The following is a 19,125-nucleotide window of genomic DNA, read 5'->3' as shown; positions in this document are numbered from 1 at the left end:
TTCCCGCGCCTTCGGCGGGGGAAGAACGCGATTCTGTTTCAGAATCAACTGGAAATGCCGTAATAGCGGCTGCGCGGGTTTACCGATAGCAGGAGAGCGGCGAAGAAAATCTTCGCCGCTCTCTATGCTTACATGCTGGCTTCAAGCGCCTCCGCCCGGACGAACTGGCTGTTGTACAGGTTTGCATAAAATCCGTTTCTGCCGAGCAATTCCTCGTGGTTGCCCTGCTCCACAATATCGCCGTCCTTCATGACCAGAATCGTGTCGGCGTCGCGGATGGTGGAAAGGCGGTGGGCGATGACGAAGCTGGTACGGCCCTTCATCAGATGATCCATCGCCTTCTGAATCAAAAGCTCGGTACGGGTATCCACGCTGCTGGTCGCCTCATCCAGAATCAGAATCTGGGGGTCGGCGAGAATCACGCGGGCGATGGTCAGAAGCTGCTTCTGGCCCTGAGACACATTGGTGGTATCTTCGTTGAGAATCATATTGTAGCCGTCCGGCAGCGTCCGTACAAAATGGTCCACCTGAGCGGCCTTCGCTGCGGCGATGACCTCCTCGTCCGTGGCGTCCAGCCTGCCGTAACGGATATTGTCCGCAATGCTGGCGTTGTAAAGCCAGGTGTCCTGCAGGACCATGCCGAACAGGGAGCGCAGATCGTTGCGCTTGAAATCGCGGATATCGTAGCCGTCAACCAGAATCGCGCCCTCGTTCACGTCGTAGAAACGCATCAGAAGCTTGACCATCGTGGTTTTTCCGGCGCCCGTCGGGCCGACAATGGCGACCTTCTGCCCCGGCTGGATATTTGCCGAGAAATCGTTGATGATGATCTTATCCGGATGATACCCGAAGTGGACATGTGCGAACTGGACGCTTCCCTGAATGTGTACGTTCAGCTCCGTATCCGGACCGTCGCCGGTGTTGACGCTGATCGGGAAGCTGCTTTCCGGAACTTCCTCCGGCTGCTCCAAAAACGTGAACACACGCTCCGCCGCGGCCGCGGTCTGCTGCAGGACGTTGGAAATATTGGCGACCTGCGTCATCGGCTGCGTAAACTGGCGGACGTACTGAATGAACGCCTGAATATCGCCGACGGAAATCCTGCCGTTTGCGGCAAGATATCCGCCTAAAATGCAGACCGCAACATAGCCCAGATTGCCGATGAAGCTCATAACGGGCATCATCATGCCGGACATAAACTGGCTTTTCCACGCGGAGGAATACAGCGTATCGTTGTAATCCTCAAAGGTTCTGGTCGACTCGGCCTCGCCGTTAAAGGCTTTAACCACAACATGGCTGGCGTACATTTCCTCAATATGGCCGTTGACATGTCCGAGGTAAGTCTGCTGGGCCATGAAATGCTTCTGTGATTTTTTGACAATGGTCAGGATGAAGGTCATGGAAGCGGGGATGATGCAGAGCGCAACCAGCGTCATCTGCCAGCTGATGGACAGCATCATAACCAGAATTCCGAGAATGGTCGTTACGGAAGTGATAATCTGCGTGACGCTCTGGTTCAGGCTCTGGCTGATGGAGTCGACATCGTTCGTGATGTGCGAAAGCACTTCGCCGTTGCTGGTCGTGTCGTAATACTGAAACGGCAGCTTCTGGATTTTGGCGGCGATCTCACGCCGAAGCTGATAGGTTACCTTCATGGATACGCCGGTCATAATGTAACTCTGGATATAGGAGAACAGCGCGCTGATCAGGTAAAGGCCGACCAGCCACAGCATAATGCCCGCGATGTAGCCGAAGTCGATGCCGGTTCCGGCACCGGTGATCTGGCTCATGATGCCGGTAAAAAGCGCATTGGTCGCGTTGCCCAGAATCTTCGGGCCCACAATGGAAAACACAGTGGACGCCACGGCGAAAACGAGGACGGTAACCAGCGAAAATTTATATTTGCCCATGTAGCGGACCAGTTTTTTGAACGTTCCCTTAAAGTCTTTGGCTTTTTCCCCTTGTATCGTTATGCCGCGGGGACCGCGGCCCGGAATCGACTTGCGCGGCTGGGAGGTTGTTTCACTCATGCCAGTTCCTCCTTTGAAAGCTGTGACGACGCAATTTCATAATAAGTCGGACAGGACTTTAAAAGCTCCTGATGCGTGCCGATTCCTACGATTTTTCCTTCGTCCAGTACAATGATCTGTTCGGCGCTCATAATCGTGCTGACACGCTGCGCCACAATCAGAACGGTGCTCTCGCCCGTGTGTTTTTTCAGCGCAAAGCGCAGAGCCGCGTCGGTTTTATAATCGAGTGCGGAAAAGCTGTCGTCAAAAATATAGACAGGCGGTTTTTTCACCAGCGCGCGCGCAATGGAAAGGCGCTGCTTCTGTCCGCCGGAGACGTTTGTGCCGCCCTGCGCGATCTCCGAATGGAGCCCTTCCGGGTTTTCAGAGATGAATTCCATTGCCTGGGCAACTTCCGCCGCGGTGCGGACATCTTCCTCTGCCGCGTCTTTGTCGCCGTAGCGCAGATTGGAATCGATGGTGCCGGACAGAAGGATTCCCTTCTGCGGCACATAGCCGATCTGATCCCTCAGCTCCTTCTGGGAGACATCCTTTACATTGACGCCGTTCACCAGCACTTCGCCGGCGGTCACGTCGTAAAAACGGGGGATCAGGTTGACAAGGGTCGTTTTGCCCGAGCCCGTGGAGCCGATAAAAGCGGTCGTCTGTCCCGGTTTGGCGGTAAAGGTGATATGCTGAAGCACATCCTCGCTTGCGCCGCTGTACCGGAAAGAGACGTCCTTGAAATCGACATAGCCGGTTTGTTTCCCGTCAAAGGATACGGGATGCTCCGGGTCCTCAATGGAGGGCTCCACATCAAGCACCTGTGCAATCCGGTTGCCGGACACCGCCGCGCGGGGCACCATAATGAACATAATGGAAATCATCAGGAAGCTCATAATGATCTGCATCGCGTACTGCATGAATGCCATCATGTCGCCGACCTGCATGGCGGAAGCCGCGATCTGGTGCGCGCCCACCCACACGATCAAAAGTGTGGAGGCGTTCATGATCAGCATCATCACCGGCATCATGAAGACCATGATCCGGTTGACGAACAGCGAATTCTTCGTGAGATCGCGGTTCGCGATATCAAACCGTTCCTCTTCAAATTCCTGTGTTCCAAAAGCGCGGATGACCATCAGGCCGTTCAGGTTTTCACGCGAAACCAGATTGAGCCGGTCGACCAGCTGCTGCACAATTTTGAACTTGGGCAGGGCGACGCTGAACACGATCGCGATCATACCGACCAGCACGACGCAGGCCAGCGCGATAATCCAGCTCATGGACACCGATTTGTGCACCGCCATGATAATCCCGCCGACACCCATAATGGGGGCGTAACAAAGCATGCGCACGCCCATCATCAGCAGCATCTGCACCTGCGTGACATCATTGGTGGTACGGGTAATCAGAGAGGCGGTCGAAAATTCGTCGAACTCGCGGTTGGAAAAGTTTTCTACTTTTCTGAATACCGCACGGCGCAGGTCGCGCGCCACACCGGCGCTGAGCTTTGCGGCGAAATAGCCGACCATCACGGTCGCCGCGCCGCCCGCCAGAGCGATGAGAAGCATCAGCAGACCCATTTTGAGGATATAGGCGGTCTGGATGCCGGAGATATTCATCCCCAGTTCCCGGTAAAAGCTTCTGCACATTGCCGTGCCGCTTTGCAGCAGCATGGATTCGGAATTTTTCAGCGCTTCGCTGCGCGCATTCTCAATCACGCCGGCGGGCAGCTTTTCCAGCACCGGCCCCAGTGCGTAAACTTTGCTGAGGTCCATTTCCGAAACATCGGTCTTTCCTCCCGCGGCGTCCGTCAGGCTTTTGCCGGACTGCTGCGCAAGGGTCTTCATGGTGTTGATCAGGGTCCAGGCCGATTCCCCGAACGCCCGGTCCAGCTGCGTAAGGGTCGCACTGTCCACGCTGCCGCGCACATAGATATCCTCTGTTTTCAGCAGCGGATACCGCCTGGCGGCATCGTCATAGCTGTCACCCGAACCGGAGGAAGAAACAAGAGTGTAGCTGTCCGCGACGGCCTTTTTCTGCTCCTCCGTCATAAATCTGGTTACGAATGTAAGCCCTTTGGCACTGATTGCTTCCGGAGCGGCGTCTTCGATGCCGCTTTGCTGAATGCCGATATTGACGATCTCGGACATGTAGTTGGGCAGATTCAAATCCGCCATCGCCTGCCCGAACAGCAGGGCAATCGATATCAAAATCATGAGTGTATAAGGCTTTAAGTATTTCGCCAGTTTCTTCATATTTTGTTATAATCCTTTCATCTGGTCCGCCCGGAGATTTTCCATAATACCGTGCAGCTTATTGACAAGCCGGGTAAGCTCCGCGGTATCCTCCGGCCCCAGCTCTTCCATCACTCTGTCGAACCAATAATGGAACTGCCGATGGGTCTTTTCAAGCTGTTCCACTCCCTTTTCCGATAATTTCACATAAACGACCCGCCGGTCGCTTTTGGCCATGATCCGTTCCACAAGCTGCTTGTTTTCAAGGGAGTTCAGCATTTGGGAAACGGCGGGCCTGCTCATCTGCGCCGCCCTGCTCAGGTCGGTGACCTTCGCTCCGGGGCTGCTTTCACCCGCTTCCTGTGTCAGCCGCTGAATCGTATGCAGCGTAAAATACTCGCCCCGGGATACGCCCTCCATCGACGGCCCCCACGCATGAGCCCTTTTCAGGTTGTGCATTGCTTGAATCAGTTTCTCCTTTTCCGCCTGGTCCATACATTCGCTCTCCTTTGTTCCAGTCACGAATATTAAGTATATTAATAGTTAACTACATGAAACATTATTATACGCAATCTTATCAATAAATCAAGACCCTTTTTTCATTTTTAACGCATTGTTTACAGACTATCCATATATTTACCGGATTCTGGCAAGTTATGACACATAAAAAATGCCCGCTCCAAACCGGCGGCAGCTTGAAGGAAGGGCAAAAAAGAACATTGCCTCCCCCCGCCGAAAGCAGGAGAAGGCAATGAAACGAATTTCTCTGTGGGAGCCGCTGTAAAATCAGTTTGATAAGGGCAGAGATTTCTTTTATACGCGACGATTAAGACTTTGCCGGCTGCTGCTCGACCGCATCGGCGGCGGCTTCCAGCCACTGCGCATTGACCAGTTCGACCAGCCCGGAATCGCAGTTTTTTGCGACCTCGGGGTCAAGCGGACACTTGCCCAGGACCTTCAGACCGAATTTTGCGGCGATCTCTTCCACATGGCTCTCGCCGAAGGGCTTGATGATCCTGCCGCAGTCCGGGCACTTGACATAGCTCATATTTTCCACAATGCCGACAATCGGCACATTCATCATTTTCGCCATGTTCACCGCTTTGGCCACAATCATGGAAACAAGCTCCTGCGGGGAGGTGACAATGATGATGCCGTCCAGCGGAATGGACTGGAACACGGTCAACGGCACATCGCCGGTTCCCGGAGGCATATCGACAAACATGTAGTCCACGTCCGTCCAGATCACGTCCGTCCAGAACTGCTTGACGGTATTCGCGATGATCGGGCCGCGCCAGACGACCGGAGCCGTTTCCTCATCCAGCAAAAGATTGACGGACATGACGTCGATACCGGTCTTGCTTTTGACCGGAAGCAGGCCGAGTTCGCTTCCCATGGCCTTTTGGTGAAGACCGAAGGCTTTGGGGATGGAGGGGCCGGTGATATCCGCATCGAGGATGGCGGTGTGGCTGCCGCGGCGGTTGAGAAGGACGGCCAGCATGGAGGTCACCATGCTTTTGCCTACGCCGCCTTTGCCGCTGACTACGCCGATCACTTTATTGATTTTGCTCATTGCGTTTGGGGCTTCCAGAAAATCGGCCGGGCCGGCAGCGCGGGAAGGGCAGTCCTCGCCGCAGGAATCGCAGTTATGCGTACAATTTTCTTCGCTCATGATAATCATCCTTCATTTCAAAATACGATCTGCGGTAAGCCGCAGAATCCAATCCATAGAACAGATATATTGTAAAATTATATACTAAATTTGTCAACTTTATCCCTGAAATATTTAAAAAACAGGCCATTCTGCCAAATCACAGGAACAGCCGGATTTTCTGTTTGCAAACCTTCCGCCATACAAGAAAAGAGCGGGCAGGCTTCATTCAGAAAGAAGCCGCCTCGCCCTGAAAAATTCAAATTGCTACTGCCCCTGACAGCACTGATACGGAGAAACCCGTCATTTTTTGATATAGACGGTATATGGATGATCCATTTGGTATCCCAGCTTTTCCGCCAGCGCAACGGAGCGTAAGTCATGCGCGTCCCAGCTCGGATACAAACCGCGACTGAGACATTCTAAAATCAGCCTCGCACCGCAGGCCGTAGCAAGTCCTTTTCCCCGGAATTCAGGCTTTGTGTCAATTTCAATCTCTATTCCGCCGTGATAAACGGTATAGGAGGAAGCCCCGGAGACCGGCTTGCCCTGATAAATCGCTGCAACGCCAAGACCTCTTTTATGATAATCACTGTAATCTATAAATTGCGAGCAGAAATCTTTCGACCAGTTCTCCAATGCGACAAGACCATAGATTCCCTCATCAAACATTTTGAGCTCATACTCTTTTCCCAAAGACTCTGCGTATTGAGTCAGCCTTTCAGTGTCGAAAGCGTCGGGCTGCTTTTTCATTGCATATCTGCATGTCTTTTCCACCCGGTCTCCCCAAACGGCTTCAATAAACGGATTCCATTTTTCGTCTTTTGGGGTGATAATCGGCGCCGCCGCCTTAGCTATAAGGCCACCGTCCGGCGTTCCCGCATAGAAGCAAAAATCTCCTACCACAATCTGGGCCGCCGACGGATTTTCCTCATCATCCGCAATTGCATATCCCATGCATCCCTGTAAGCATGACCAGATCAAGGTTTCGTCCCATTCTGAAAAGAATGGCGCAATCCTGCATATATCAAGCATCCTCTGAAATCCTTTCCCCTGCGTGCAGACCTCTGCCGATTTTTGGGCATATGGCAAGAAAGCGGACGGGCAGTCTCATTTGGATAGCCAATCCGGTAAACAAAGGTCAAAACTCCATTTTCAGACTGCGCAGGAACAAATCCGAAAGCACCGTTTTCGGCTCCTTTTTCCCGTTGATCACCACATCCACCGCGCGGCAGATCGGCAGTTCCACCCGGTACTCTTCCCCCAGCCTCAAAAGCGCCGTGGTGGTCGCCACCCCCTCGGCCAGCTCGCCGTAATTTTCTCCCCTGACGAACAGCTCGCCGAACCTGCGGTTATGGCTGAAATCGGAAAAGACGGTCGCCTCGTAATCGCCCAGATGGCTGAGGCCGTAAGCGGTAATTTCATTGCCGCCCATCGCCTGGATCAGTCGCGCGATCTCCCTTGTCCCGCGGGACATCAGAGCGCCTTTCAGCGCGGTGCGGTTCAGCCCGTCCAGCATTCCGCCCGCAATGCCGATGACATTTTTGGCGGCCGCGCCCACCTCGTTGCCCAGCAGGTCGGTCCCGTAATAAAAGCGGATCAAATCGCTTGAAAACGCCTTGACCAGATATTCCTTGATCTCCATGCTGTGGCTGTCAATGACCATGCAGTTGGGGATTCCCCTTACGAAATTCTGCACATGTCCCGGCCCGACCCAAATGGCGCAGGGCACCTTCGGCGCGTATTCCTCCACAATCTGCGTCAGCCGCCTGCCCGTTTCCGCTTCCAGCCCTTTCATGCACAGCACAATCGTTTTGCCGCTCAGGCTGAACGCGGACAGCTCCCGCATCAGCGAGCGAAAGCTCTGCGCCCCGATGGAAACCACCAGAATTTCCGCAGTGCCCACCGTTTCGGCGAGATTTTCCGAAAGAACGATCCCTTTATTCAATGTAACCAGTCCATTGGTACGCGTCTCGAGAAGCGTGTTCATTTTCCGAGAGCCCGCGCGCCCATAGAGGGTAATACGATGATTTAATCTGTCAAGATACCATGCCAGGAAGCTGCCCCATCTTCCGCAGCCGATGACCGATATATCCATTCCATCGCCTCCTTTTTTTTATTATACCATGATCGCCCTGCTTTTTACAGCAATTCCTCTTGGAATCGGGCCCCGTTCATAAATGAAAATTGACGGATTTCAGGTGGAATAAACACGGCTCCCGATTTTACAGAAAGGGCCGGAACGAAATTCTCCCCCGCCGACAGCGGGGGAGAATGGATATTATAAAATTTCCAGCTCAAACCAGAACACGCTTCCGCTGCCCTCCTGGCTCTGCACGCCGTACGCGCCGCCGTGCATATCGAGGATGGCCTTTACAATGGAAAGTCCCAGCCCCGTGCCGATCTGGGCGCGCTTATGGGCTTTGTCTACCTTATAGTAACGGTCCCAGATATCGTTGAGTTTGTCCTCCGGAATCCCTTCACCGGTGTCGCGGACGGAAATTTTCACCCTGCCGTCCCGCACCAGCTGCGTAATTTCAACAACCTTATCGTTCCCGGTGTAGGTGATGGCATTGTTCACCAGATTGTAGACAACCTGGGAAATTTTCAGCTCGTCGGCGTTGACCGTCACGTCCTCATCAGCGTGAAAGGTAATGTTGTAATCCGTCAGCTTGGAATAGCGCTCCAGAATCGTCCGGATGCTCTGCGTCAGATTGAAATCGGCCGTGCTGAGCGGCTGTGTGCCGGACTGCAGCTTGGAAATATCGAGAACGTCGTTGACCAGCGTGGTCAGGCGCGTGGCTTCGTCGATGATGATCTGTACGTTTTCCGGGGTGTTTTCCCCGGGCAGATCGCGCATGACCTCGCTGTAGCCGGTAATCATGGTCAGCGGCGTGCGCAGGTCGTGGGAAATATTCGCGATCAGGTCCCGGCGAAGCGCCTCCGTTTTGGAAAGCTCCTTCGCCGCGTAGTTCAGGGTCTGGCCCAGCTCCGATATCTCCCTGTAGCCCGTCTCATCGAAGGATACGTCGTATTTCCCGGTACCGAGGACCTTTGCCGCCTCGTTGATTTTGATGATCGGCTTCGAGATCTTTTTGGACAGGAACAGCGCAAGCAGAAGAGACAGGATCAGCATGACAACGGTGATGCAGACAAGCTGAACCCGCAGGGTGTTTACGGTGGAATCGATCGGCGAAATGGTGGAATTGAGCAGCACCATTTGACGGGTGCCGTCCTTTTTCTCCACAATCTGCGCGTAGATAATACTTTCCGCGCGCGGCGGCTCAAGCCTGCGCTGATAATTTTCCACGCTGAAATCGCGCGTCAACCGCTCAAAATAAGTACCGCCCTGCGCTTTCGTCACGGCGTAGACCTGTGCAAGATTGAAAAGGCTCAGGCGGCTGATGACGCTGTTCGGCAGGGAATCTTCCTTATAGTAGATCACTCCGTTCTGGTCGGAGACAATAATGCACATCTGGTTTCTCTGCGAAAGGCTCTGCACCGTTGCGGACAGGTCGCCGGAATCGATGTTTTTTGCGATCGTCTGGGCGGACGTCCTGATTTCCCGGGTTTTGATGGCTTTATAGAAGCTGTTCAGAAAGACCACCTGAAACACCCACAGCAGGACCAGGATCACTGCCGTAAAACCGGCGAAAGAGGCAAAAATGCGCCATTTGATTCCGATGCGCTCAAAGTGTTCTTTCAACTTCAAAGCGGTACCCCACCCCTCGTAACGTGACAATGAACTTGCTGTATTGCTTCAGGCTGCGGCGAAGCAGCTTGATATGGGTATCCAGCGTACGGTCGTCCCCGTAAAAATCATAGCCCCACACATTGGTAATCAGCTTTTCCCGCGTCAAGGCAATGTTCTTATTGTTGACAAGATAGAAAAGAAGGTCGTACTCCTTGGGGGACAGGTCGACCTTTTCCCCGTCCACGGTGACGATCCGCCCCGTAAAGTCGACGGTCAGGCCCTCAAACCGCTGTACCTCCTTCTGAGCCGCGGCGCTTTCCGGGCTGGCGCGCTTGATGATGGCGTGAATCCGCAGCATCAGCTCCTTCGGGGAAAACGGCTTGACGACATAGTCGTCGATCCCCAGCTCAAACCCGTGGATTTTGTCGTATTCTTCGCCCCGAGCGCTGAGCATCAGGACGGGCGTGGTGCTGTATTTGCGGATTTCCCGTACGGCGGAAAACCCGTCCAGCTCCGGCATCATAACGTCCATCAGGATGATATCGAAATCGTTGGGGTGGCTGCGGCAGATGGAAACCGCCTCCATACCGTCCCCGGCCTCGGTGACGGTATGTCCCTCAAACGTGGCATATTTTTTAATCAGTTCTCTGATCTTTTCCTCGTCGTCCACTACTAAAATATGATACAAGCTGTCCGCCTCCGCTTTTTCCTTCAATTTATACATCATTATTATAAAAGATCATTGTGAAGACTTTGTGACCGTTCAACGATCGTTTGATACAATTCCCCGCGGAAAACCGCAGAACGGGATAGCTTTATTGTATCACAGATCATGCTTGCAGGAACAGTGTTTTTATGCAATAATGAAATTATAATGATAAGATGGATGGGGTATGAAGATGAAAAATCCATACGCGCCCGCAAATCAATTATTCCCCAAAAAGCGCACAAAGCTGCGCTTATTTTGCGGCGTAAAATATTATACCCTGAAAAGGTATTTCAAGTGGATGCTGAATGCCGGGCAATTCGCCCGCACGTTCAGCCGCGCCCCCCTGCCCTGTCTTTGCTTTGCTCACGCGACCCCGCTGCTGCGCAGCCTGAAGGATGTCGACATGCAGCTGCAGTATCATAAAATCACCAACCTGAAGCTGGCCGCCGAAAAGCTGGACGGCATTCTGCTCCGCCCGGGGGAAACGCTTTCCTATTGGAAAGCGATCGGCAGACCGACGCGCCGCAAGGGCTACCTGGAAGGCATGGTGCTGTTCTGCGGCACGGTACAGCGGGGAATCGGCGGCGGGCTCTGCCAGCTTTCCAATCTGATTTACTGGATGACACTGCATACCGGGCTGACCGTTACGGAGCGCTACCGCCACAGCTACGACGTATTCCCGGACTCCGGCCGCACACAGCCGTTCGGCAGCGGCGCGACCTGTTTCTACAATTACCGGGACCTGATGATCAAAAACGAGACCTCCGCGACTTTTCAGCTTTGCCTGCGGGTTACGGATACAGAGCTCCAAGGGCAGTGGCGCTCATCCGCAGAGCCGTACTGCACCTATGAGGTGTACGAAAGGGAGCAGCATATCACACACGAATACTGGGGCGGCTACACCCGAAACAACGTGCTGTACCGGAAAGCCTTCCGGCCCGACGGCACCCTATTGCAGGACGACTATCTTTCCGAAAACCACGCGATCATGATGTACGCCCCGTTTCTGGAAACCGGAGACAAAGAAGCTGCGGCAGACGAATGAAATCTGCCGCAGCTTCCTGGTAATGTATATGGATACTTGGGGGTATGAATCAGTCAAAAACGCCTGTGGAGAGGTAGCGTTCACCGGTATCCGGCAGCAGCGCCACAATCAGTTTCCCCTTATTTTCCGGGCGTTTTGCAAGCTGGGTCGCTGCAAACGCGGCGGCGCCGGAGGAAATACCGACGAGCAGTCCCTCGCTGGAAGCGAGGTGCTTGGTGGTTGCAAAAGCGTCCTCATTGGCAACAGTAATCACTTCATCCAGAATGTCCGTGTTCAGAATGTCCGGAACAAAGCCCGCGCCGATGCCCTGAATCTTATGAGGGCCGGATTTTCCTTCGCTGATAACCGGAGAAGAAGCGGGCTCCACGCCGACGATCTTCACGTTCGGATTCTGGGATTTCAGGTATTCGCCGACACCGGTAATGGTACCGCCCGTTCCGATACCGGCAACAAAAATATCGACTTTTCCGTCGGTATCGCGCCAGACTTCGGGTCCAGTCGTCTCACGGTGAATCTTCGGGTTCGCCGGGTTCACAAACTGGCCGGGAATATAGGAATTCGGAATTTCTTTCGCAAGCTCATCCGCCTTCGCAATCGCGCCTTTCATGCCTTTGGCGCCTTCGGTAAGAACCAGCTCGGCTCCCAAAGCGGCAACCAGCCTGCGGCGCTCAACGCTCATGGTTTCCGGCATGGCAAGGATCAGGCGGTAGCCCTTTGCCGCCGCGACAAAGGCAAGGCCGACGCCGGTGTTGCCGCTGGTCGGCTCAATGATGGTGGTATCTTTATTGATAAGCCCTTTGTCCTCCGCGTCCTTGATCAGCGCGTAGCCGATTCTGTCCTTAACGGAAGAAAGAGGATTGAAATATTCCAGCTTCGCCGCAACGGTCGCTTCCAGACCTTTTTCCTTTTCATAATTCGTCAGTTCCAAAAGCGGAGTGTTTCCAATCAGTTCGGTTAAATTTTTAGCGATAGACATAATCATCTCTCCTTAATTCATGATATTGAAGGTAACAAATTTTTTTGGGGCATCAACCTGCTTGGCAAGCTGCAACAATAAATATTGCGCCCCGCTCTAAGAAAGAACAGCCGGTTCACCAACATTCCCCCAATCAATATTAAACATATCTATTTAGTAATGTATTCGATTTGACTTTATTATAGAACCCATATATGATAATGTCAATAGGAAAAGTAATATTTTTTATTGCAACGATTGTAAAAACATAGTATCATGTTTAATAAGGAATTACAAAACAAGGAGTGGCCTATGAAACTTTCTACAAAAAGCCGCTACGCGCTGGAAGGAATGCTGTATCTGGCGGTCTTCGGCAATGAAAAGCTGCTGAGCATCAAGGAATTGTCCTCGGGGATTCAGGTGTCGGCAGCATATATGGAGCAGATCTTTTTCAGTCTGAAAAAGGCCGGGCTGGTGTCCACCATACGCGGCGCGAAGGGCGGTTTTGTCCTGAATCAGCCGGAGGACGAGATCACCGTCGGCAAAATTATTCGCGCGATGGAAGGCAATATGGTGCCCGTCGAGTGCGTGAGCAGTCTGTCCGCCTGCAAAAGCAAGGTACGGTCAAGCTGTATCAGCCGGAACGTATGGGTGCGGATTTCCGCGGCAATATCCGATACGGCCGACAGTCTGACCCTGCGCGAGCTGAAGGAAAAATATATCGCGGAAAACGGAGGGCGCTCATGAAAATCTCAACAAAAGGAAGATACGGGCTGCGCGCCCTGATCGATCTTGCCATGAACAGCGGCGAGGGCTGTGTCTCCCTCTCCGGAATTTCCCAGCGGCAGGACCTGTCCCTCAATTATCTGGAAAGTATTTTCGCTTCCCTGAAGCGCGCGGGAATCGTCATCGGAATTGCGGGCGCTCAGGGCGGCTATGTGCTGGCGAAGCCGGCGGAGGAGATCACCCTGCGGGACATTATGACCGTTCTGGAGGGCGATATGTCGGTTTATGACAATCTGGGAGAAAGAACCAGCATCCGCAGCTTTCTGAACCGCAACGTCTGGGATGTGATTGACCACAGCGTGGACGAGGTCCTGACCGGCACCACGCTGGAGGATGTGCTCAAGGATATTGAAGCCCGGCACCTTTCCGCCGATTGCTCGGAACTGTAATATCCGTCTGTAAAAAAAGAAGGAACGCCCATGGACTGAAATCAGTTCGTGGGAGCGTTCCTTTTCTTTATTTTATTGTATCTGCGTCACAGTCAGTTCCCGACCTCAATGCTGATTTCATTGAATTTATCCGTCAGGTCCTTGATGGCCAGCTCGTTTTTCCGCTCTCCGGCGGCATCGACCACAATCCCGCCGTGGTGCATCATCACCAGCCGGTCGCCGTAATTGACGGCGAATTTCAGATTGTGCGTGACCATCAGCGTCGTCAGCTTTTTTTCACGGACAAATCGTTCCGTGAGCTCCATGACGTTTTCACTGGAGCGCGGGTCGAGCGCCGCGGTGTGTTCGTCCAGGATCAGAAGATCAATCGGCGTCATGGTGGAAATGAGCAGCGCCAGCGCCTGACGCTGGCCGCCGGAAAGGCTGGCGACCGGCAGATCGAGCTTTTCTTCCAGGCCGAGCTTTAACAGCTCCAGCTGTGAACGGTAAAAATCGATTTTCCTTTTATTGACCCCAAGCTGCAGCCCGAAGGAACCGCCCTTATTGTCCGCAAGCGCCATATTTTCCAGAATGGTCAGCTCGGGACAGGTCCCTTTCGACGGGTCCTGAAAAACACGTCCGATGAATTTGGAATGCTGATACTCTTTCAGCCGGCTGATTTCCTGATGGTTCACGGAAACGCTGCCGCTGTCGACGGCGATACTTCCGCAGAGGATGTTGAGGATGGTGGTCTTTCCGGAGCCGTTGCTGCCGATGACGGAAACAAACTGTTCCTTCTCAATTTCCAGGTTGAAATCGGTAAACAGCACCACCTCGTTGACCGAACCGGGGTTGAAGGTTTTATAAATATGCTTCATACTGACGAAGCTTTCGCCCGTCTCAGATTTGGGTTGGATTGACATTTTGCTTTTTCCCCCTCCCCATGAACATATTGTTGGATATCAGCGCGACGGTGAACAGGACCGCCATCAGCAGCTTCAGATAATTGGTCGGCAGGCCGAGCTGCATGGCGATCACGAGGCACGCTTTATAAATAACAGCGCCCAGGATCGCTGCCGTGGTGGCTTTCATCAACTTGATTTTCCGGAACAGGTTCGTGCCGATAATCACCGAGGCAAGCGCCATTACCACCATGCCCGTTCCGCTGGCCACGCTGGCGGACTCCGTCTGCTGGCTTAAAATGCTGCCTGCCAAAGCCGTACAGCCGTTGCCGATGGCAAGGCCGATGACCTTCATGGTTCCGGGGTTCCTGCCGAGAGAGGTGACATACTGCGCGTTGTCCCCCGAAGCACGGAGCAGCAGACCGGATTTGGTCTTCAGGTACCCGTCCAGCAGGAGCTTTACAATGACGCAGGAAACCGCGGCGATGACCACCACCCGGTAATTTTCCGGAAGTCCGCCTGCCAGCAGGCCGGAAAACCCGGAATTGAAAATGGTGTTTTTGTCGTAAAACGGCATTACCGCGCTGCCTTTGGTAATGACAAGGTTCACACTCCAAAGTCCGGTCATCACGAGAATACCGGAAAGAAGGTCGGTAATCCCCAGCCTCACGTGCAGGAAGCCCGTCAGGCAGCCCGCGGCGGCGCCGCAGACAAAGGCCGCCAGGCACGCCAGCCAGGGGTCGGTTCCGACGGTAATCAGCGCCGCCGTCACACACGCCCCGAGCGGGAAGGTCCCGTCGACCGAAAGGTCCGGGAACCCCAGAACGCGGTAGGTGATGTATACGCCAACGGCCATGATCCCGTAAATGAAGCCCTCTTCCAGTACATTGACAACCAGGCCCAGAATGATATCCATGGAGAGTTTACCAGCTTTCTGTTATTTCGTTACCGCCGTGGCGTCGGAATATTCCGACGGCAGAGTCAGGCCGAGCTTATCCATGACCGCTTTGTTATAGACGGGGGTGCAGTCCTTGACCATATAAACCGGCGTTTCCGAAGCTTTTGCTTCCCCTTTCAGGATTTTCGCCGCCATCTTCCCGGTTTCCTTGCCCAGGGCGACATAGTCGATGCTCTGGGATGCAAGGCAGCCGTTTTTCACCTGTTCCTCTTCCGAACCGAAAACGGGGATGCTTGCTTTTCCGGCCGCCTGAAGAACGGAGGAAAGATTGTCGACGACATTATTATCGGTAAAATTATTGATGCAGTCAACGCCCTTGGAAACGGCGGTCGCGGCCGCGGCGGCAACCTCGGAGGCGTTGGTCACGCCGACGTCGACAACTTCAAAGTTGTATTTCGGGGCAAGCTCCTTGAACTGCGCGAGCTGGGAAACGGAATTCGGCTCGCTGGTGGTGTAGAGGATGCCGATTTTTTTCGCATCCGGCAGGAACGCGCGGATCATTTTGATCTGCTGTTCAAGCGGAAGCACGTCGGACGAGCCCGTGCAGTTGACTTCCGGCTTTTCGTTGGATTTAACGATTCCCGCGGCGACCGCGTCGGAAACGGCGGTGAACACAACGGGGATATCGGTGCTTTTTGCCGCGCTGTACGCGGACATGGCCGCCGGAGTGGCGATTCCCATCATCATGTCGTATTTCTTGGAAACCATGTTTTTCGCGATCAGGTCGCCGTTCGCGTTATCGCCCTGCGCGTTTTGAAAATCAATGGTGATGTTGTCCCCGTCTTTGAGTCCGGCTTCTTCCAGACCCGCTTTAAACCCGGTGTAGCAGTTGTCGAGCGAGGGATGCGTCGCGTACTGAATGACGCCGATCTTGAAATTTTTCGCCGCGCCCTGGCTCTGTGCTTCCGAACCGGCTGCGCTTGCCGCGGAGCTGGCCGCCGCACCGGACGAGCACGCCGTAAAGGAAGCTGCCAGCGCCACCGCAAGGACCCCCGCTATGACTTTTTTTACTGTATGATAAAATCTGTTTTTCATTGTCGTTTCCTCCTGAAAGTTAAGTTGTTTCGTTCTTGCCGCGGTTGATTGACACAGCCTCGCCATCGTATCCCGTACATTGCCATTTCCGTCACTCCTTAACCTGGATTTTAGAAATAAAAAAAGCCCTTGCCCCTGAAAACAGGGACAAGAGCATTCGCTCCTGTGGTACCACCCAAATTGACGGTTAAACCGCCCGCTTTTTCCATACACGACTTTCCATGATGTATGCTTCCTTGGTAACGGGCGAAGTTCCCGTCAAAAGCTACTGGGCAGAGCCAACTGCTCCGCTTTTCATTTTGCCCTCATAAGTCCATTCAGCCTGCCGCACTCCTCCGCAATCCCACCATCTGCGGCTCTCTACGCGAGCGATCTGCCTGCCTACTACTCTTAATCATCGGTTTGTGGTTTTTATTCTCTTTGACAGCTATTATATGCAAAACACAGAAACTTGTCAAGCACTATTTTTTTCTTTTCACGGTCCCGGGCCTGATGAGATCGTAGCTCTGGCCGATCCATGTGTAAATTTCCTGTTCCGGAACGGAACCGTCCACCCTTACGGTATTCCAGTGCACCTTGTTCATATGATAGGCAGGCGTCACTGCGGGATAAGCGCCGCGCAGCAAATCGGCAAACATCGGGTCGCACTTCAGATTGATATTGACGGCCCCGCCGCGCTCATAAAGAAAGGCAAAGGCTTTTTTGTTGACCCGGTGCCGCATAACGGCCCACGCCTGTGCCGATCCGGGATCGCCGTCAAACGGATAATCCTCATATGCACCGGGAAATGTCAGGCAAAATTCGATCAGGCCGCGTTTTGTCAGCATATTGAAATCCCCTTTTCATTATTAGCATCATGAAATATTTGCCATAATATATTCAAAAAACTATTCAAATTGTAAGCGATTTTACTGTAAAGTCAAGAGGATTCCGGCCGATATAAAGATTATATAAAGAAAAAACATTCCTTTCGCGGGGGCTACATATTTATGTAATCCTGTCGATATTTAGTATAGAAGAGGTTTGATTCCTGTCGAATAATACAATAAAAGAATTATTTTGAATGGGAAATGAGACTTGGGAATGGGCTTCTTTACCTATTTTATTCGACATGCATTTTTAAGATATCGGAGGAATTTCGTTTGGATATTTCAGTTGTTTTGGGAATTGTGATTTCGTTTGGTGCTTTGATTCTGGGATACACGTTGGAACACGGAATACTGAGTTCCCTTTTTCTGCTGAGTCCCTTCGTCATTGTTTTTGGCGGTACCTTGGGCGCTGTTGTACTTTCTTACAAGCTTACCGATATTCTGTCGGCGTTTAAATCCCTGGTCGGTACGTTTTTCAACAAATCGATGGGCAATCCAACCAAGGTCATTGAGAAAATCACCTTTATGGCCGATGCCTGCCGGCAGGGGGGAATCCTGAAGCTGCAGGAGCTGATCAACGACTCCGAACTGAACGACGACGAATTTCTTGTTTTAAAATCCGGCATGGTGCTGGCGCTGGACATGAAATCCGACGAGGAAATCCAGTACGCTCTGGAATCCAACATCCGTGTCTATACGGCGCAGAAGCAGCTGGAGGTATCCGTATTTACCAGCGCCGCGGGCTTCTCTCCCACAATGGGCGTTATCGGCACCGTAATGGGACTAATTCAGGTACTGTCGAACATGACCGACGCGGCGTCGCTCACGGCTTCCATCGGCGTCGCGTTTATCGCCACACTGTACGGCGTTGTATTGGCGAACCTTGTTTATATGCCTTTTGCCAGCCGCCTGAAAGGTGTTTTGAAGCGGCAGCAGATTTTAAGGGAAATGATGACGGAAGGAATCTGCATGATCGCGCGCGGAGAATCTTCGCGCAGCATCGAAAATAAGCTTTCCGTTTATTACCAGCTATTCCCGCACGGCGATAAAAAGTATAAGGAAGGTATCGAGAAATAAATCAGGGGGAAACATATGGCTATTAAAAAGCATGTTGCTTCAGAGCATGAAGAAGAAGAAAACAGCGAGAGATGGCTTCTGACCTATTCCGATATGATTACCCTTCTGCTCGCTTTATTTATTATTCTCTATTCCATGAGTACCATCGACGCGAAAAAAGTCGCAAAAATGGCTGAGAATTTCGGCACGGCGATGGGCAACGGTTACTCCACAAACGCCAACGCGACAGGAACAGGTACAGGGACGGGAACGGGAACTGGTACCGGCACAGGCACGGGAACAGGTACAGGAACCGGTACGGGGACAGGAACGGGCGGAACGGCAGTAAATCCCGACGCACTGGATCAGGTTTACGACGTGCTGGAAAACTATGTCCAGAAAAACAGCCTGCAAAACTCGGTCGGCCTTGTCAATTCGGACACCTATGTAAAGATTCACCTGAAGGATACGCTGATGTTTATTCCGGACAGCGCCAAAATGCTGCCCTCCAGCGAACCGGTGCTTCACGAAATTGAAGGCGCCCTGTCGCAGGTATACGACCGCATTGATTACATTACCATCAGCGGGCATACCGCGGACGTCGGCGAACATACCGTCGCGAGCGACCAGGTTTCCTGGAGGCTGTCCACGGAGCGCGCCATCACGGTAATGAACAGCTTTGTCAGCTACGGAATGAAGCAGGACAAGCTGTCGATACAGGGCTTCGCCCATTTTTCGCCGATTGCTTCCAACCTCACCGAGGAAGGCCGGGCCAAAAACCGCAGAGTAGAGATCACCGTGGTCAAAAACCCTCCTGCCGATAAAACGGAAAGCAAGGCAAATTAAAG

18 protein-coding genes are annotated in these 19,125 nt (G+C 52.9%); 5 read left to right on the top strand and 13 right to left on the bottom strand.

The features are described 5' to 3' along the window. Positions 1–128 precede the first annotated feature (128 nt). From LY85_RS17460 to LY85_RS17425, 8 genes are all read right to left on the bottom strand, one after another. On the bottom strand, positions 129–2,030 hold the full coding sequence (locus tag LY85_RS17460) for an ABC transporter ATP-binding protein (protein WP_141827667.1): 1,902 nt from the start codon (positions 2,028–2,030) through the stop codon (positions 129–131). After that, on the bottom strand, positions 2,027–4,270 hold the full coding sequence (locus tag LY85_RS17455; protein ID WP_141827666.1) for an ABC transporter ATP-binding protein: 2,244 nt from the start codon (positions 4,268–4,270) through the stop codon (positions 2,027–2,029). Before LY85_RS17455 ends, LY85_RS17460 begins: the two co-directional genes overlap by 4 nt. A gap of 6 nt (positions 4,271–4,276) precedes the next feature. Beyond that, the gene (locus LY85_RS17450) at positions 4,277–4,744 is read right to left on the bottom strand and encodes a MarR family transcriptional regulator (RefSeq protein WP_141827665.1); all 468 of its coding nucleotides are present in this window, start codon (positions 4,742–4,744) and stop codon (positions 4,277–4,279) included. A 331-nt stretch (positions 4,745–5,075) separates the two neighbouring features. After that, positions 5,076–5,921, bottom strand: a complete 846-nt coding sequence (locus LY85_RS17445; RefSeq protein WP_141827664.1) for an Mrp/NBP35 family ATP-binding protein — start codon at positions 5,919–5,921, stop codon at positions 5,076–5,078. 282 nt (positions 5,922–6,203) lie between these two features. Continuing rightward, a complete protein-coding gene (locus LY85_RS17440; RefSeq protein WP_141827663.1) occupies positions 6,204–6,935 on the bottom strand; it encodes a GNAT family N-acetyltransferase in 732 nt (243 codons plus the stop codon). Between the two features lie 106 nt (positions 6,936–7,041). Further along, positions 7,042–7,998 (bottom strand): NAD(P)H-dependent glycerol-3-phosphate dehydrogenase, encoded by a 957-nt coding sequence (locus LY85_RS17435; protein WP_141827662.1) that lies wholly within the window; start codon positions 7,996–7,998, stop codon positions 7,042–7,044. Between the two features lie 183 nt (positions 7,999–8,181). Then, positions 8,182–9,612 carry a HAMP domain-containing sensor histidine kinase gene (locus tag LY85_RS17430; protein WP_141827661.1) on the bottom strand — a complete coding sequence of 477 codons (1,431 nt, stop codon included), beginning with the start codon at positions 9,610–9,612 and terminating at the stop codon, positions 8,182–8,184. Beyond that, positions 9,590–10,282 carry a response regulator transcription factor gene (locus LY85_RS17425; RefSeq protein ID WP_038323728.1) on the bottom strand — a complete coding sequence of 231 codons (693 nt, stop codon included), beginning with the start codon at positions 10,280–10,282 and terminating at the stop codon, positions 9,590–9,592. The genes LY85_RS17430 and LY85_RS17425 overlap by 23 nt, the downstream gene beginning before the upstream one ends. 205 nt (positions 10,283–10,487) lie before the next feature. Between LY85_RS17425 and LY85_RS17420 the strand changes: the two genes are divergently transcribed. After that, positions 10,488–11,348 carry a VanW family protein gene (locus LY85_RS17420; protein ID WP_207705560.1) on the top strand — a complete coding sequence of 287 codons (861 nt, stop codon included), beginning with the start codon at positions 10,488–10,490 and terminating at the stop codon, positions 11,346–11,348. A 49-nt stretch (positions 11,349–11,397) separates the two neighbouring features. Here LY85_RS17420 and cysK read toward each other — a convergent pair whose 3' ends face one another. Beyond that, positions 11,398–12,327 carry a cysteine synthase A gene (gene cysK / locus LY85_RS17415; protein ID WP_096832482.1) on the bottom strand — a complete coding sequence of 310 codons (930 nt, stop codon included), beginning with the start codon at positions 12,325–12,327 and terminating at the stop codon, positions 11,398–11,400. Positions 12,328–12,615: 288 nt separating this feature from the next. Between cysK and LY85_RS17410 the strand changes: the two genes are divergently transcribed. Together LY85_RS17410 and LY85_RS17405 are read left to right on the top strand one after the other, a co-directional pair. Further along, positions 12,616–13,050, top strand: coding sequence for an Rrf2 family transcriptional regulator (locus tag LY85_RS17410; protein ID WP_038323359.1), 435 nt, complete (start codon positions 12,616–12,618; stop codon positions 13,048–13,050). Further along, positions 13,047–13,478, top strand: a complete 432-nt coding sequence (locus LY85_RS17405) for an Rrf2 family transcriptional regulator (RefSeq protein ID WP_141827660.1) — start codon at positions 13,047–13,049, stop codon at positions 13,476–13,478. The genes LY85_RS17410 and LY85_RS17405 overlap by 4 nt, the downstream gene beginning before the upstream one ends. A 92-nt stretch (positions 13,479–13,570) precedes the next feature. On the opposite strand, the gene LY85_RS17400 is transcribed toward LY85_RS17405, so the two are convergent. From LY85_RS17400 to LY85_RS17385, 4 genes are all read right to left on the bottom strand, one after another. Next, on the bottom strand, positions 13,571–14,380 hold the full coding sequence (locus tag LY85_RS17400; RefSeq protein WP_141827659.1) for an ATP-binding cassette domain-containing protein: 810 nt from the start codon (positions 14,378–14,380) through the stop codon (positions 13,571–13,573). Continuing rightward, the gene (locus tag LY85_RS17395) at positions 14,358–15,275 is read right to left on the bottom strand and encodes an ABC transporter (protein WP_038323356.1); all 918 of its coding nucleotides are present in this window, start codon (positions 15,273–15,275) and stop codon (positions 14,358–14,360) included. The genes LY85_RS17400 and LY85_RS17395 overlap by 23 nt, the downstream gene beginning before the upstream one ends. A gap of 21 nt (positions 15,276–15,296) precedes the next feature. Next, a complete protein-coding gene (locus tag LY85_RS17390) occupies positions 15,297–16,352 on the bottom strand; it encodes an ABC transporter substrate-binding protein (protein WP_243122598.1) in 1,056 nt (351 codons plus the stop codon). A gap of 461 nt (positions 16,353–16,813) precedes the next feature. Then, entirely contained in the window at positions 16,814–17,179 is a 366-nt protein-coding gene (locus LY85_RS17385) for an MmcQ/YjbR family DNA-binding protein (protein ID WP_207705559.1), read from the bottom strand. Positions 17,180–17,494: 315 nt separating this feature from the next. On the opposite strand from LY85_RS17385, the gene LY85_RS17380 reads away from it, so the two are divergent. Both LY85_RS17380 and LY85_RS17375 read left to right on the top strand, forming a co-directional pair. Continuing rightward, positions 17,495–18,298, top strand: coding sequence for a MotA/TolQ/ExbB proton channel family protein (locus LY85_RS17380; RefSeq protein ID WP_141827657.1), 804 nt, complete (start codon positions 17,495–17,497; stop codon positions 18,296–18,298). Positions 18,299–18,313: 15 nt separating this feature from the next. Further along, positions 18,314–19,123: a flagellar motor protein MotB gene (locus tag LY85_RS17375; RefSeq protein WP_141827656.1), complete on the top strand. Its 810-nt coding sequence runs from the start codon at positions 18,314–18,316 to the stop codon at positions 19,121–19,123. Positions 19,124–19,125 lie beyond the last annotated feature (2 nt).

The sequence above is a fragment of the Clostridium sp. KNHs216 genome, assembly GCF_006714885.1.
In the GTDB taxonomy this organism is placed as follows: domain Bacteria; phylum Bacillota; class Clostridia; order Oscillospirales; family Acutalibacteraceae; genus Caproiciproducens.
The sequence above is the reverse complement of the archived record's forward strand: the minus strand, read 5'-3'. Positions and strand labels throughout refer to the sequence as shown.

Coding starts and splice junctions, on each gene's coding strand:
- LY85_RS17460 (WP_141827667.1), bottom strand. CDS start 2,030: ATGAGTGAAACAACCTCCCAGCCGCGCAAGTCGATTCCGGGCCGCGGT.
- LY85_RS17455 (WP_141827666.1), bottom strand. CDS start 4,270: ATGAAGAAACTGGCGAAATACTTAAAGCCTTATACACTCATGATTTTG.
- LY85_RS17375 (WP_141827656.1), top strand. CDS start 18,314: ATGGCTATTAAAAAGCATGTTGCTTCAGAGCATGAAGAAGAAGAAAAC.
- LY85_RS17400 (WP_141827659.1), bottom strand. CDS start 14,380: ATGTCAATCCAACCCAAATCTGAGACGGGCGAAAGCTTCGTCAGTATG.
- LY85_RS17420 (WP_207705560.1), top strand. CDS start 10,488: ATGAAGATGAAAAATCCATACGCGCCCGCAAATCAATTATTCCCCAAA.
- LY85_RS17410 (WP_038323359.1), top strand. CDS start 12,616: ATGAAACTTTCTACAAAAAGCCGCTACGCGCTGGAAGGAATGCTGTAT.
- LY85_RS17450 (WP_141827665.1), bottom strand. CDS start 4,744: ATGGACCAGGCGGAAAAGGAGAAACTGATTCAAGCAATGCACAACCTG.
- LY85_RS17385 (WP_207705559.1), bottom strand. CDS start 17,179: ATGCTGACAAAACGCGGCCTGATCGAATTTTGCCTGACATTTCCCGGT.
- LY85_RS17445 (WP_141827664.1), bottom strand. CDS start 5,921: ATGAGCGAAGAAAATTGTACGCATAACTGCGATTCCTGCGGCGAGGAC.
- LY85_RS17405 (WP_141827660.1), top strand. CDS start 13,047: ATGAAAATCTCAACAAAAGGAAGATACGGGCTGCGCGCCCTGATCGAT.
- LY85_RS17395 (WP_038323356.1), bottom strand. CDS start 15,275: ATGGATATCATTCTGGGCCTGGTTGTCAATGTACTGGAAGAGGGCTTC.
- LY85_RS17435 (WP_141827662.1), bottom strand. CDS start 7,998: ATGGATATATCGGTCATCGGCTGCGGAAGATGGGGCAGCTTCCTGGCA.
- LY85_RS17440 (WP_141827663.1), bottom strand. CDS start 6,935: ATGCTTGATATATGCAGGATTGCGCCATTCTTTTCAGAATGGGACGAA.
- LY85_RS17390 (WP_243122598.1), bottom strand. CDS start 16,352: ATGAAAAACAGATTTTATCATACAGTAAAAAAAGTCATAGCGGGGGTC.